The organism is Hymenobacter duratus (assembly GCF_014698995.1).
In the GTDB taxonomy this organism is placed as follows: domain Bacteria; phylum Bacteroidota; class Bacteroidia; order Cytophagales; family Hymenobacteraceae; genus Hymenobacter; species Hymenobacter duratus.
The window spans coordinates 530,317-544,185 of sequence record NZ_JACWZZ010000004.1 but is presented as its reverse complement, the minus strand read 5'-3'; the positions used below and the strand labels follow the sequence as shown (position 1 = coordinate 544,185).

Sequence of the window (13,869 nt, the reverse complement as noted above, 5' to 3'; positions counted from 1 at the left end):
AAACAGCAAACAAAATTTCGATTCTGGAAAGAATGTTTCGGTTTTTGTATAGTAAAACAGCCAATGCCGGACCCGGTATTGGCTGTTTTGCTGCACGATAAAACCTGGCTATGCGGCTATTCGTGGCGGCCACCCCGAAGCGGCGGGCCCGGAATCAGGGGCTTGATGCCGGCCAGCAGCTGCCGCTGGCGTACCAATTCGCACGCCATGTACAAGGCCTCACGGAACGAGGTTTCGTCGGCTTTAAACTGGCCGGCTAGTCCGTAGGCCGTACCGTGGTCGGGGGAGGTGCGGATGACGGGCAGGCCAGCTGTGAAGTTGACGCCCCGCTCAAACGCCAGCGTCTTGAACGGAATCAGACCCTGGTCGTGATACAAGGATAAGGTGGCATCAAACTGCCGGTACTGGCCGGTGCCGAAATATCCATCGGCGGGATAGGGGCCATACACCAGGTGCCCGTCGTGGAGCAGCTGCTGAATAACGGGCGTCACGACAGATTGCTCCTCGGTGCCCAGCAGCCCGTTTTCGCCGGCGTGCGGGTTGAGGCCGAGTACCGCTACGCGCGGCTTCTCAATACCAAAATCCTGCTTCAAAGACTTGAGCAGAATTTGCAGCTTGGTCTTCAGCAGCTCTTTGGTCACGCGGCCGGGTACGTCCTTGAGCGGAATATGGCCGGTGGCAGTGGCCACACGCAGCTCGTCGCAGGCCAGCAGCATCAGGCTTTCCCTGGCCTCAAAAAAGCTGGTCAGAAACTCGGTGTGGCCGGGGTAGCGGAAGTCGTCGGCCTGGGTGTTTTCCTTGCTGATAGGAGCCGTAACGAGGGCATCGAGCAGGCCGGCTTTCAAGTCGCGGGCCGCAGCGAGCAGGCTCTGGCGGGCGGCCGTGCCGCTGGCCTGGCTGGGCTGGCCGGGCGTGAGGTGGAAATCGTCTTCCCAGCAGGTCACGGCGTTGTGCTTGCCGGGCGCAATATCGGCGGCTTCGCGCACCTGGCGGAATGTGAGTGGCTCGGCGTCGTTGGAACGCGGAAAATCGTCGAAAAGCACAGTGGCCGTACCGTACACTACTGGAGTGCAAAACTTGAGGAGCCGCGCGTCGAGGAAGGTTTTATAGATGATTTCCGGGCCAATGCCAGCTAGGTCGCCAACGGAAATACCGATGCGTGGGAGCATGGGAAGTAATTAAGTGAGGAAGGAGAGTGAAGGTCGACAGCTCAGTTCGGCTAAGCTTTGCCTTTCAGGAACTCATAGGTGAGGCGCACAGCAGTGCCGGTTCCCCCTTTGCCGCGGTAAGAGTCGGGCGCGGTGAGGAAAGCAGGAGCGGCAATGTCGAAATGCACCCACGGGTACCCATCAGTGAAGCGCTCCAGAAACTTACCGGCCGAAATAGCACCGGCTTCGGCCTTCCCAATGTTGTTGATATCGGCAATGTCGGACTTGATATGGTCGGCGTACTCGTCCCAGAGCGGAAATTCCACCAGCCGTTCGTGGGTGCGGTTGCCGGCTTTCTTCAGCTCGCTAAGCACCTCATCGTCGGCCGTGCCCATGCACACAATGCCTTCTTTGCCGATGGCGCGCGCGGCGGAGCCGGTGAGCGTGGCAAAGTCCAGCACCAACTCCGGGTCGTATTTTTTGGCGAAGGCCAGCGCGTCGCCGAGCAGCAGGCGGCCTTCGGCATCGGTGTTCATGACTTCCACCGTCAGGCCGCTGTACATCGTAATAACGTCGCCGGGAGCAAAGGCCAGGCCGCCGGGGCGGTTGTCGGTGGCAGGCACCAGCCCAATGACGTGCAGCGGCACCTGGTTTTTGGCCAGCGCGTAGAGCGTGCCCACCACGGCGGCGCCGCCGGCCATGTCACACTTCATCATGTCCATGCTGGCCGGAGTCGGCTTCAGGCTCAGGCCACCCGTATCGAACACCACGCCTTTGCCTACCAGAACGTAGGGCTTGGTATTGCGGGCACTCTCCGGCTTGTATTCCATGATGGTGAACGTAGGCGGCTCGGGGCTGCCCTGGTTCACGGCCAGCAGACCGCCCATGCGCAGGGCCTCAATCCGTACTAAGTCCAGAATTTCGGTATGGAAACCGGCCAGTTCGCCAGCTTCGGCCATGCGCTCCGCAAACTGGATGGCGTTGAGCTTATTGAGCGGCGCATTTACCAGGTCGCGGGCCAGGAACACGCCGTCGAGCACGTGAGCCAACTCCTGCACCTGCTCGGTGTTGATACCAGCGCAAACCAACGTGAGTTTCTGCAGCTCAGGTGCTTCCTTAGATTTTGCGTCAGTTTTGTAGCCTTCAAACTGATAGCTGGTCAGGGCCAGCCCTTCGGCGAGCGGCAGGGCGCCGGAGTCCGTGTTGGTCAGGTCGCAGATATACAGCTCGCGCACCTTGTCGGCTTTTAGCAGAGCATGTAGCTGGTGCCCGCTCTTGCGCAGCGCCTCCGCAGTCAGGTCTGGCGTTTTCTTATCGGCGGCCACTATATAATAGTGGTGGTGCGAATATTGGTTGACGCGAATCAGCTTGCTGTCGGCGGCCAGCTGGTCGGCTACGTACTGGCGGGCTGGCGCCGGCAGGTCGGCGGAGGCAGTAACAGGCAGTTCAGTGGTGCCGGTGGGCAGGATAAAAACGGTATCCGCCGTGGAAGGAAAATCGGCGGCGTAGGCAAGTTGGAGCGACATAAAGCAGAGTAACAGATTCTGAATGAAGCAAATGGAACGCCGCCGCCGGATTCAGCAGGCAGGGACGTACCTTTGAGCCCGTGAAGGTAGCCGACTTTTTATAGAAGTGCGGTATGCCGGAGCTGTTCTGCTCCGGGCTGCCTCAACTCTCAATTCCTCTGCCCGTGGACTCCGTTAAAGCAAAAAAACACCTAGGCCAGCACTTCCTGGCCGATTCCAATATTGCCCGCAAGATTGTAGAATCTCTGCGGCTGCCGGATGGCGTGGCGGAGGTGCTGGAAATCGGGCCGGGTATGGGCGTGCTCACCGGAACACTGCTGCAACACCCCGAATACCGTACGTCGGTAGTAGAAATTGACCGGGAATCGGTGGAATACTTAGGCCGGTACTTCCCGGCGCTGGAAGGCCGCATTCATTCCCATGACTTCCTGAAAATGGACCTCGGCAAGCTCTACGATGGCCAGCCCATCAGCATCATCGGCAACTTCCCCTACAACATCAGCAGCCAGATTTACTTTCAGGTGCTGGCCCACCGCCAGCAGGTGCGCGAGGTAGTGGGCATGATACAGAAGGAAGTAGCCGACCGGCTGGCCGAAGGGCCCGGCTCCAAAACCTACGGCATTCTGAGCGTGCTGCTGCAGGCGTATTACACTATCGACTACCTGTTCACGGTGCCTCCGCACGTGTTCAACCCGCCGCCCAAAGTGCAGTCGGCCGTGATACGCCTCACGCGCAATGCCACCGAAAAGCTGGCCTGCGACGAGGTCTTGTTTTTCAAAGTGGTGAAGCAGGCCTTTGCTACCCGGCGCAAAACCCTGCGCAATGCTTTAAAGCCCTTCGGTATGCCGCCCGAATCCACTGCGGATCCATTGTTCGACAAGCGTGCCGAGCAACTCAGTGTAGCCGATTTCGTGGGGCTGACGCAGTTGGTGGAGCGAGAGCGGCTGGACAACAAGTAGCTAACGGCAACGGATACTCGACCTTACCCTTATGTCCCTCTGCCTCGTCATCGACGAAATGCACCCCAGCCTGCCCGACCTGATGCAGGAAATCGGGGTGCAATTGCACTACCGCCCCGATCTGCGGGCGGCGGAAGTACCAGCCGCGCTGGCCGCGCACCCCTATGATGGCCTGATGGTGCGCTCCAAACTGCATGTGACAGCCGAATTGCTCCGGCATGGTCCGCAGTTGCGCTATGTGGCCCGCGCGGGTGCCGGCGTCGATAATATTGATGAAGCGGCTATGACTGCGGCCGGCGTCACGCTGCTGAATGCACCCGAGGGCAACCGCGACGCCGTAGGCGAGTATGCTGTGGGCCTGCTGCTGGCCCTGTTTCGGAACATCGTGCGGGCCGACCGGGAAGTGCGGGCAGGCGAGTGGCGCCGGGAGGCCAACCGGGGCGAGGAAATCGGGGGCAAAATCATTGGGTTGCTGGGCTACGGGCACATGAGCCGCGCGTTTGCCAGACGCCTCAGCGCCTTTGGCTGCACCGTGCTGGCCCACGACCAAGACCCGGCCGTAGTGGCCGACCAGTATGCCACGTTGGTCAGCTTGTCGGAACTGCAGGAGCGGGCTGAGGTACTGAGCCTGCATATTCCGTACTCGGCTGCCAATCATCATTATGCGAATGAAGAGTTGCTGCTGGGCTTCCGGAACCCTATCTGGCTGCTCAATACAGCCCGTGGCGAAGTGCTCGACCATGCGGCACTAGTGCAGGGGCTACAGAGTGGCCATCTGCGTGGTGCGGCGCTCGATGTGCTGGAAAACGAGAAACTAGCCGCTCTGACACCGGAACAGCAGGCCCGTTTTACGTATTTGGCAACGGCTCCTAACGTAGTCCTCTCGCCGCATGTGGGAGGCTGGAGTTTTCAGTCGTATCAGCGCATAAATGAGGTGCTGGCACAGAAGATTGGGGCATTTCTGCGGCATGAGGCAGATGCTCTAACCATCAGGTAGTGCGTAGCTTGGCCTAAATAAGGCCTTTGTCTGCTGCGCGCTACCTTTCAGTGTGGCTGGCATCATTCGCGGCAGGTTCGTATATTTGTCGTAAACCTGTGTTGGAGAACGGTCGGCTACGCCGGCCGTTCTCCTTGTTTTTTAGCTTACCACCAACCATCATGGCCACCATCAACTATTACACTGCCGAAGGCCTGCAAAAACTCAAGGACGAACTGCAGGATCTGAAAATCCGCGGCCGGGCCGAAGCAGCCGAAGCGCTGCGCGAAGCCCGTGATAAAGGCGACCTGAGCGAAAACGCGGAGTATGACGCGGCGAAGGAAGCACAGGGCCTGCTGGAGCTGAAAATTTCCAAACTAGAGGAAGTGGTGGGCAACGCCCGCATCCTCGATGAGTCGGGCCTGGACCTCACCAAAGTGCTTATTATGAGCAAGGTGAAACTCAAGAACCTGAAAAACAATATGGTGCTCGATTACACGCTGGTAGCGGAAGAAGAGGCCAACCTAGCCGCCGGCAAAATCTCCGTGAAGTCGCCTATCGGTAAGGGTTTGCTGGGCAAGTCGGCTGGCGATACCGCAGAAATTACGGTGCCGGCTGGTAAGCTGCAGTTTGAGATACTGGAAATCAGCCGCTAACACCATACGGCACAAGTAAATAGCTGAGCATTTCGGCATCAGAATAGAAAAGGGCGGAGCCAATGGCTTCGCCCTTTTCTATTTTGCCGCGTACTTTGGCGCAGCAGCATGTGTGCTTGCTGTGCTCGTTCAGTCATCCTGTAACTCTCTACCGCATGCCTTCCATTTTCTCGCGTATCGTTTCGGGCGAGCTGCCCGCCTACAAAGTAGCCGAGGATGAGCATCATCTGGCATTTCTTGATATTACGCCGCTGGTGGAAGGCCATACGCTTGTAATTCCGAAACGCGAAGTCGACTACATTTTCGATTTGCCGGCGGCTGAGCTAGCAGCGCTGCATCTGTTTGCACAGCGCGTAGCCAAAGGTGTGCTGGCGGCCGTGCCGTGCAAACGCATTGGGGTTGCCGTCATCGGACTGGAGGTGCCTCACGCGCACATTCATCTGATTCCGATGAATAAAGTAGCCGATATGAACTTTGCCAATCCTAAAATCAAGGTGGCCGAAGACCGGATGCAGAAATTGGCCGCCGCCATCAGTGCCCAGGTACCTGCCGATACTGCCAGCCGTGGCGCCGCTCCTGACTTAAAGGCTACTAAAGGTGCCCGCGAAACCGAAGAAGCCAACGAGCCGGCAGCCTCCGGCACCCCTGACACGGCAGCTGACCAGTTGCAGCAGCTGACCAAGGGCCTCGTGTACATGAGCGAATCGGATGCAGCGCTGGAGCCGGTGAGCTACAACGCCCCGGCCGGCACCCTCACCGATGCTGCGCTACTGAAAGCAGTAGGAGCAGATGCTGGCAGCAAAGTAGAAACCCAGGAGCTGACGCTGTTTCTGCGCAACCACACCGCCGACGATGGTGTACTCGGCGACCCTGCATTGGCCAACCGCTTCAAGGCGCTGCAGATGTACCTGAAGCAGGAGCTGCAGGACGTGAAAGTGTACCGCGTGGGCACTGGCCCGCAGGTGCAGGCGTATGCGCTGGGCCGCACGGAGAGCGGCAAGCTGGCCGGCTTCAAGACAGTCCTGACCGAAACCTAAGCTGGCCGGTGAGCCAAACGTCTGAACACGAATGAGGAGAATAAATCGGGTCGTTATAAACGGCAAAGGACTGCGGCTACTTCTGCTGGCTGTGCTACATACTTGCCTAGCTACGGCCCAGCCTACGCCCAAACCAATCAGGAAGCTCCGAAAGGCTTTAAATACCGTTGATACGGCTTCTTTCAAGTCGCACGTGCAGTATCTGGCTGATGATAAGCTGCGGGGGCGGCAGCCGGGCATGCCGGGCTACCAGATGGCAATAGACTACGTGGTGGCCCAACTGCAGCAGCGCGGCGTGCAGCCAGCTGGCGAGAAGGGTACGTTTCTGCAAACGGTGCGGCTGCGGCGGGCTTTTACCGAAGTGAGTTCATCGTTGCGCCTGACTCCGCCTACGGGTCCAGCGGCTCCGCTCACATACGGCCAAGACTTTACCTTCTATCCCAATCCCAAGCAGACGGAAACAGCGGTAGAGGCAGGGCTTGTTTTCGCCGGATTCGGTATCAGTGCCCCGGAGCTCGGCTACGATGACTATGCCGGGCTGGATGTGAAAGGCAAGGTTGTAGTGGTGACGCGGCAGGAGCCTACTCGCTTTGCGGACGCGGTGCGCCTCTATACTACTGACCTGCTCACGGTGCTGCAGACCGCGCAGCGTAAGGGAGCCGTGGGGGTGCTGTGGGCCAGCGTGAAACCAGCCGCGAAGCCACCGGAGCCGCTCCGGGGCCTGGTGAGCGTGCTGGACTCGGCCGGGAACGTGGCCGTATCGAGAAGCTACGTGGGGGGCGGGCTGCAACTGGCCGGCTCCATCAGCGCGGCTACCCTGCAGCGGCTGTTTGTGGGCGCTGCTCAGGATACCGGCCGCGTTTTGGGTGCTTTGCGCGCCGGCCAGCCGGCATCGGTAGCCTTGCTGCCACGGCTGCAGGCTAGGCAGCGGAGCCGCTACCAGGATATGGTTAGCTACAACGTGGCAGGCAAAATAGCGGGCACTGACCCGCAGCTGCGCAATGAGTACGTGGTGCATACGGCCCACCTCGACCATCTGGGCGTGGGCGTACCCCTTGCCGGGGACTCCATCTACAACGGTGCCCACGACAATGCTACGGGCGTGGCCACGCTGCTCGAAATAGCGGGCATCTATCAGCACCTGAAGCCGAAACACCAGCCCAAACGCTCGGTGCTGATTACGCTCGTGACGGGCGAGGAACTGGGTTTGCTGGGCTCGGCGTACTTTGCCCGCAACCCCACGGTGCCAAAAGAGCAACTTGTAGCCAACGTCAATACGGATATGCCCACGATTATTGCGCCGCTGCTTTCGGTGGTGCCGCTGGGAGCTGAAAACTCTTCGTTGGCGGCTCCGGTAGCGCAGGCGGCCCAAGCGTTGAGCCTCACGGTAGAAGCCGACCCGGAACCAGCCCAGAACCGTTTCATCCGCTCCGACCAGTACAGCTTCGTGACTCAGGGCATTCCGGCGCTGCACATCAAATACGGCAACAAAACCGCTGATGGCCGCAACAACCTCAGTGAGTTGGTGCAGAAGTGGCGCGCCATCACCTACCACAAGCCCCAGGACGATATCAACGGACAGTTTGACTTTGAGGCCGGCAGGAAATATGCGCAGCTCAACTTTCTGATTGGCTATCTGGTAGCCGCTGAGGCCAAACGCCCCACCTGGAATCCGGGCAATTTTTTCGGGGAGCGGTTCAGCAAAACCGCAAGCCCGGAGTAGCCCGGCTAGCTGGATTGATTGTCAGTCGGATTTGCGGAGCGAAGTGTGGAGGCGGTTTTCGCGCTCAAATACCCGCATCAGCACAATGAAGTAGGAGAGCAGCAGCGGGCCAATGACCAGGCCCAGGATGCCGAAAATATCGACGCCCAGAATCACGCCGGCCAGCGTGACGAGCGGGTGAATGTCGCCGATGCGGCGGGCCAGCACGATGCGCAGCAGATTGTCGATGTTCATGATGACAATGACACCGACCAGCAGAATGCCTACGCCCTGGCCGGTATGGTCCTGCGTGAACTTGAGGATGGCGGCCGGCCCCCACACGAGCGGCGTGCCCAGCACCGGAATGAAGGCCATAAAAAACGCTACCATCCCCCAGAACAGCGCATCGGGAACCTGAAAAATCCAGAGGGTGAGGCCCGTGAGAATGGCCTGCACCAGCGAGATGAGGGCCTGGCCCAGCACGTTGGCATTGACGTTGTTTTTGAGCGAGTCGCCCAGTTCGTGCAGAGTGTCGGGGCGGAAGGGCAGATAGCGGCGCAACCCGCGCAGAAAGCCTTCTTCCTGCGCAAACATGAAGTAAAGCGTGAACAGCATCAGCCCGATAACCACCGTGAAATGCAGCAGGCTGCTGGCGACGGAAGGCAGCCGCTGACTGAGCCAGCCCACGCCCTGCCGTACCAGCGTCTGCACATTCTGCTCGGCCGTAAACGTAATGCCGATTTTGCGCTCAATGGCGTGGAGTACCGCCATAATCTGGCTGATATCGGTGTTGGTGGCATAGTAGCGGATGCGGTTGAACAGCATCAGGCTAAGTGCTGTGAAGGGCAGGATGATAACCACCAGCGCAAACACCAGCAGCCCCACCGTGACGACCTGCCGGTTCCAGCCGCGCTGGTGCACCAAAGCCGCAAACCAAGGCCGTAGCACCACATACAGAATGCCCGCCCCCAGAAACCCGGTGATGTAGCTTCCCAGCCCAAACAGCACCATGCCCGCCAGTAGCAGCAGGCACACCACAAGCAGCACCCGCTGCTGGCGTGACGTATAGACGGAGTCGGACATGGCAAGCAGGAGTAAGGGAAGCAGGAGGGTAAAGATATTGTTATCCTAGGCTTCCCGCAGATTCCTCACATTATCTAGCCGCTTACTCCGCTGGGCTACTTCTCTACAGCTTAGCGCGGCTGGCCAGCGCGGCAATGCACAGACCCAGCATAGCAATAATTGAAAACGACACCCGCAAACTAGTGAAGCCAGCCACAATGCCAATCAGGGGCGGGCCGAATAGGAACCCGAGAAATCCTACCGTAGACACGGCGGCCAGCGCTAAGCTTGGGGGCATCTGGGTAGAGCGGCCAGCTGCACCATACACCAGCGGCACCACCGACGACACGCCAAAGCCTACCAGTAGGAAACCCAGAATAGCCGTAGGAAGTGCTGGCAAAGCCACGGCCAGCAGCAGCCCGGCTGCCGTGAGCAAGCCGCTGATTTCCAGCGTGCGGCGCAAGCCGAATCGGTGCGCAAACCAGTCGGCTATGAAGCGGCCGCCGGCCATGGTGCACATAAAGGCCGTGTAGCCGGCCCCAATCCAGGCCTTTTCGGCGTGCACCACTTTGCGGAAGTACACCCCGCTCCAGTCGAACATGGCGCCCTCACAGATCATGGAGCAGAACGCCAGCACGCCCAGCAGCAACAACGATTTGTCGGGTAGCACGAACAGGGGGGCATCGGCAGAGCCGGTACCGGCGTCGCGGGGGCGAATGGAGGTGCTGCTCAGGACTACGCCGGCCACTACTACCGCACCCACCAGAATGAAATGCGCCAGCGGCGGCACCCCGTTGCCAATCATGAGCGTGCCCAGTGCCGCGCCTGCAAAGCCGGCCAGACTCCAAAGGCCGTGGAAAGAGGCCATAATGGACTTGCGGTGCAGCATTTCTACGCCCACCGCCTGGGTATTGACAGCAATGTTGGAGAGGTTGGACACGAAGCCGAACAAGACCAGCCCCGCCACCAGCGGCACCACCGACGTAGCCAGCCCCAGCGCCACCAGCCCCAGCGCATAGCCCACAATGCCGCCCAGCACCACCCGGCGGCTGCCCAGCCGTGCCACCAGCCAGCCTGCCACCGGCAACGAGGCCAATGACCCAACTGGAGCCGCCAGGAGCAGCAGCCCCAGTCGGGCCTCCGAAATGCCTAGCTGCTGCTGAATAGTAGGAATGCGAGAGGCCCAGGTAGCAAAGGTGAGGCCCATCAGAAAAAACAACACCCCCACGGCAGCCCGGTAAATCTGGCGGGGCGGGCGGGACTCTAATGCAGGAAGACGAAGCGTAAGCATAAGCGGAAAATCAGAGGTGGAAACGCTGCTGCCGGCCACAAAAAAGCCCAGCATACCCGTTGGCGGGCATAGTGGGCGGGAGTGGAGAGGGAGAGCAGCAAGGCCGAAGCCGGAACAAAGATACTGCGGAATAGGGGAGTGCGCCCGAAGCCGGACGGTGGCTGCCAGCTCCAGGGCCGGCCGGGTGGCCGCCGCAGGGGCAGAGTTACGGCAAATGCCGTTTCTTGCGCCAATAGTTCCGGTAGTGGCGGAGCATTTCTACATCATCTTTCCTATACCACTTACCACTTTCAGATTCTCGGCTATGAAATACTGCCTGATTGTACTGCTGTTTTGCCTGGGCATGTTGCCGGCGTGGGCGCTCCGGCCCAGCCGCGACTATGCCTACACGCCCGACTCGCTGGGCCTGCCGTACCGCACAGTCACGATTGAAACGCCCGACCATGCCCGGCTGCACAGCTGGGTGATTGAGCCCCAACAGGGGCCAGACCAGCACACGACCATCGTGGTGGCCGAAGGCGACGCCGGCAACATGGGGCAACTGCTGTTTCATGCCCGGATGCTGGCCAGCGTGGGCTACCGGGTGCTGCTCTTTGATTACCGTGGCTTTGGGCACAGCTCCGACTTTGCCATCGACCAGCAGCGGCTCTATTACCCTGAGTTTGCTACTGATCTGCGGGCAGTGCTGCGCTATGCCCGGCAGCAGTACCCGAAGGCGCGTACCGGCATCTTTGGCTTCTCGATGGGGACGCTCATGGCCACGCACGTAGCGGCCACCGACAAGCCCGATTTCCTGATCGGGGAGGGCTACGTAGCCGACCCGGCGGCCCTGGTAGCGGCTATCAGGCAGGCGAAGAACAAAATAGTGACGCTGCCGACCGAGGCGGCCATTTATCCGCAGCTGCTCCCGAAGATCAAGTGCCCGATGCTGCTGGTGGCCGGCACGCAGGATAGCAATACGCCGCTGGCCGACTCTACCCGCATTGTGCAGGCCGCGCGCCGCCACCAGCGCCGGGAGCTGCTGACGTTCGAGGGAGCCCACGGCGGCGGCCTGATGGCCCTGACCTCAGCGCCCGGAGACTACGGCGACCTGTATACGGCGGCCGTGCAGCGGTTCCTGCGCAGATAGCACGCGCTGCCGCCCCAGGACATGCTGAGGCGGCAGCGCGTGTTTTTCTACCGTATGGGGCCCGTGTCGGCGGATTTTTGCAGGCGGGTCTGGACGGCCAGGGGCAGCTTGCTGAGCAGGTCGAGGCCGGTGGCGGCTTCCAGCGCATCCACGCTTACGCGGTAGCGGCTCCAGTCGGGGCTCACGGATTGGTCGTTGGGCGTGTCGATGGCGATGATGCGGGCCTGACCGGCGGCAATGCGCTGCAGGTCGTTGGTGCCTTCGGGTAGTAGCACGAGCAGCTTCCAGACGCGGGCCGGTACGGTCACGCGGCCCTGGTCGATGGTGGTTTTGAGGCCGTTGAGGCCGGTGCCCCCTTTGCCGTAGCAACCCATCACCACGTATACTTCCTGGCCGCGCTGCACCTGGCCGCGGGTCCATTCTTCGAGGCCCGACCAGGTGCGCTGGTTGTTGTTGGCGGCCTGCGGAATCATGTTGGTCATCAGGAACGTGGCCGAGTTGTCGTCGAGGTCGGTGGTGCGGTCGGCGCTGGGGCAGTTGTGGCCTTTGTCGAAGCCGGAGCCGGTGTAGCTGTTGCGGCTCACCTGGTAGAATGGCCGGGGCAGGGCCGGGTCGGGGCGGAAGTCGTCCTGGCGCGGGGCCGAGCCCATCCAGGCGCGGTTCAGGTGCCAGCTTACCCAGGTAGGCGTGCCGCGCTGGGCGTTGTAGCCGATGGTGAACTGAGGCTTTACCAGCAGGTAATTGGTCGGATTATTTACGTCGGCGGTGGCGCCGCTGGGATTGCCGAGGGCCATGTTGTCGTCGCGGCTCGTGACGACAGCGTCGGCCTGGGCAGTGGTGGCAGGCGGCAGCGAGGTGCCGGGCTGCGAGGAAGTGGGCGCGGTGGCTACGCTGCCGCCCGCTACGGCTGCACCTCTGGCGGCTTCCAGCGCAATGTCATCGATGTTGAGGCGGGTGGCGGCGCCGTCGGTTTTGCGGATTTCGAGGCGCAGGGGCGTGGTGGTGGCGCCGGCCTGGAAGGTGGTGCTGAGCAGGCGCGGGCCCTGCACGCGTACCGGCTGCCCGATGCGGCGGTAGGTGCGGCCGCCATCTACGCTGCCCCACAGCTCCCAGGTGCCAGCCGCATCCTGCCCGTACATGGCGCTGCTCACCCGAATGGTGCGCACCCCGGCCGGGGCATCGAACTGCATGCGGAGCCGGCCTTGGCCGCGCAGGCGGGCGGCCCGAGCGCCATGCTTGTGGTCCTGCTCCGACGTGCCAATCAGCGCATCCTCCAGCAGCCAGCGGCCGGTGCCTAGGGCCTCTTCGGCGGCGGTGTAAGCGCCTTTGCTGCCGGCCTCGAAGGTTTCGGGGAAGGCGGCGGGGGCTTGTGACACGCTACGGCTGCCCGACTCTACTGGAATGGCCGGCGGGCCCTCGGGCAGCGGCGGGCGAGTATTCTCGACGGGTGCCTGCGAGCAGGCCAGCAGCGGGAGCAGAAGCAGGGGAATGAAGCGCATAGCAGCGAAACAGGGCAGTGGGAAAATAGGTAGCGGCGCAAAGCTTGGCCCGCAGCCGGGCCAAGACCGGCCGCGAGGATATGACTCGCAAATGGGCCTGAAAACTACATTAAACCTTTTATTTCCCTTTTCGAAGCTGAAAAAACATGCTGCCGGCACACCAGCGAGACTCCTCGGGCTTGCCGGGAATGACGGGCGGATTTACTTCTGCTTGATTTTTAGCTTGGTGGTGCCGGTGGGGGCTTTGGCCTGCTGCATCTGGGCGGCCAGGGGCAGGCTGCTCATGGCCAGGATGGTCTGGTCGTCGGAGAGGGAGGCGCAGGAGAGGGCCACCAGCGTGCCCTGCCACTTGCAGCTGAAGCCTTCTAAGTGGCCGGGGCCGTAGAGGGACTCGAAAGTGGGGCGCACCTTTTGCGCGTCGGTGGCGCCTTTGACGATGATGGTAACGGCCGCGAACTGGCCCCGGAAAAACTTGTAGTGAATGCGCGCCGCCGTGAAACTCCCGACGTGAAGCTGCTCCCCCAGGCGCTCATAGATTTTCTCGTCGCCTTTGTCCTGTACCAGCTTCAGATTCAGGGCCTCGGTGAGCGGCGAGCCGAAGGTGAGGCCCCGGAAGCCATTGGCGAGGTCGAGCCGGGTGACGGACTGGGCGTGGGTGGCGAGGGTGAGCAGCAGCAGCAGGGGCAGCAGGAGTAGTTGGTAAAGAAAACGCATGGAAAAGCAGGAAAGCAGAAGGGAAGCAAAGTGACCGTGGCCGGCTGCCGGGTGCAAACGTGAGGCCAGAAGCGGTAGTGTATACGGCCTTCAGCTAGTATAACCGGAGACCAGCTGCGCACTGATGGAAATAATGCGGATATGGGTGGAAATGGAATTCGTATAGGTGG

At 60.9% G+C, this 13,869-nt stretch carries 12 protein-coding genes; 6 read left to right on the top strand and 6 right to left on the bottom strand.

From position 1 onward, the window contains the following. Positions 1 to 116: 116 nt before the first annotated feature. On the bottom strand, positions 117 to 1,169 hold the full coding sequence (gene pdxA, locus IC231_RS18460) for a 4-hydroxythreonine-4-phosphate dehydrogenase PdxA (protein WP_190785943.1): 1,053 nt from the start codon (positions 1,167 to 1,169) through the stop codon (positions 117 to 119). 50 nt (positions 1,170 to 1,219) lie between these two features. Beyond that, positions 1,220 to 2,674: a leucyl aminopeptidase family protein gene (locus IC231_RS18455; protein WP_190785942.1), complete on the bottom strand. Its 1,455-nt coding sequence runs from the start codon at positions 2,672 to 2,674 to the stop codon at positions 1,220 to 1,222. A 164-nt stretch (positions 2,675 to 2,838) separates the two neighbouring features. Here IC231_RS18455 and rsmA point away from each other — a divergent pair, with 164 nt between their 5' ends. The 5 genes from rsmA to IC231_RS18430 all read left to right on the top strand — a co-directional run bounded on the left by rsmA (position 2,839) and on the right by IC231_RS18430 (position 8,025). Next, positions 2,839 to 3,633, top strand: a complete 795-nt coding sequence (rsmA, locus tag IC231_RS18450) for a 16S rRNA (adenine(1518)-N(6)/adenine(1519)-N(6))-dimethyltransferase RsmA (protein ID WP_190785941.1) — start codon at positions 2,839 to 2,841, stop codon at positions 3,631 to 3,633. Between the two features lie 31 nt (positions 3,634 to 3,664). Next, positions 3,665 to 4,630, top strand: a complete 966-nt coding sequence (locus IC231_RS18445) for an NAD(P)-dependent oxidoreductase (RefSeq protein ID WP_190785940.1) — start codon at positions 3,665 to 3,667, stop codon at positions 4,628 to 4,630. A gap of 161 nt (positions 4,631 to 4,791) precedes the next feature. After that, on the top strand, positions 4,792 to 5,265 hold the full coding sequence (gene greA / locus IC231_RS18440) for a transcription elongation factor GreA (protein WP_073281869.1): 474 nt from the start codon (positions 4,792 to 4,794) through the stop codon (positions 5,263 to 5,265). A 155-nt stretch (positions 5,266 to 5,420) separates the two neighbouring features. Further along, positions 5,421 to 6,302 carry a nuclease A inhibitor family protein gene (locus tag IC231_RS20395; protein WP_190785939.1) on the top strand — a complete coding sequence of 294 codons (882 nt, stop codon included), beginning with the start codon at positions 5,421 to 5,423 and terminating at the stop codon, positions 6,300 to 6,302. Positions 6,303 to 6,393: 91 nt separating this feature from the next. Next, a complete protein-coding gene (locus IC231_RS18430) occupies positions 6,394 to 8,025 on the top strand; it encodes a M28 family peptidase (RefSeq protein ID WP_211539181.1) in 1,632 nt (543 codons plus the stop codon). 21 nt (positions 8,026 to 8,046) lie between these two features. Here IC231_RS18430 and IC231_RS18425 read toward each other — a convergent pair whose 3' ends face one another. Continuing rightward, entirely contained in the window at positions 8,047 to 9,087 is a 1,041-nt protein-coding gene (locus tag IC231_RS18425) for an AI-2E family transporter (RefSeq protein WP_190785937.1), read from the bottom strand. A 103-nt stretch (positions 9,088 to 9,190) separates the two neighbouring features. After that, a complete protein-coding gene (locus IC231_RS18420; protein WP_190785936.1) occupies positions 9,191 to 10,357 on the bottom strand; it encodes an MFS transporter in 1,167 nt (388 codons plus the stop codon). A gap of 304 nt (positions 10,358 to 10,661) precedes the next feature. Between IC231_RS18420 and IC231_RS18415 the strand changes: the two genes are divergently transcribed. Then, positions 10,662 to 11,486 (top strand): alpha/beta hydrolase, encoded by an 825-nt coding sequence (locus IC231_RS18415; protein ID WP_190785935.1) that lies wholly within the window; start codon positions 10,662 to 10,664, stop codon positions 11,484 to 11,486. A gap of 47 nt (positions 11,487 to 11,533) precedes the next feature. On the opposite strand, the gene IC231_RS18410 is transcribed toward IC231_RS18415, so the two are convergent. Both IC231_RS18410 and IC231_RS18405 read right to left on the bottom strand, forming a co-directional pair. Beyond that, on the bottom strand, positions 11,534 to 12,985 hold the full coding sequence (locus IC231_RS18410) for a DNA/RNA non-specific endonuclease (RefSeq protein WP_190785934.1): 1,452 nt from the start codon (positions 12,983 to 12,985) through the stop codon (positions 11,534 to 11,536). 201 nt (positions 12,986 to 13,186) lie between these two features. Further along, positions 13,187 to 13,699 carry a hypothetical protein gene (locus tag IC231_RS18405; RefSeq protein WP_190785933.1) on the bottom strand — a complete coding sequence of 171 codons (513 nt, stop codon included), beginning with the start codon at positions 13,697 to 13,699 and terminating at the stop codon, positions 13,187 to 13,189. Between the last annotated feature and the right edge of the window lie 170 nt (positions 13,700 to 13,869).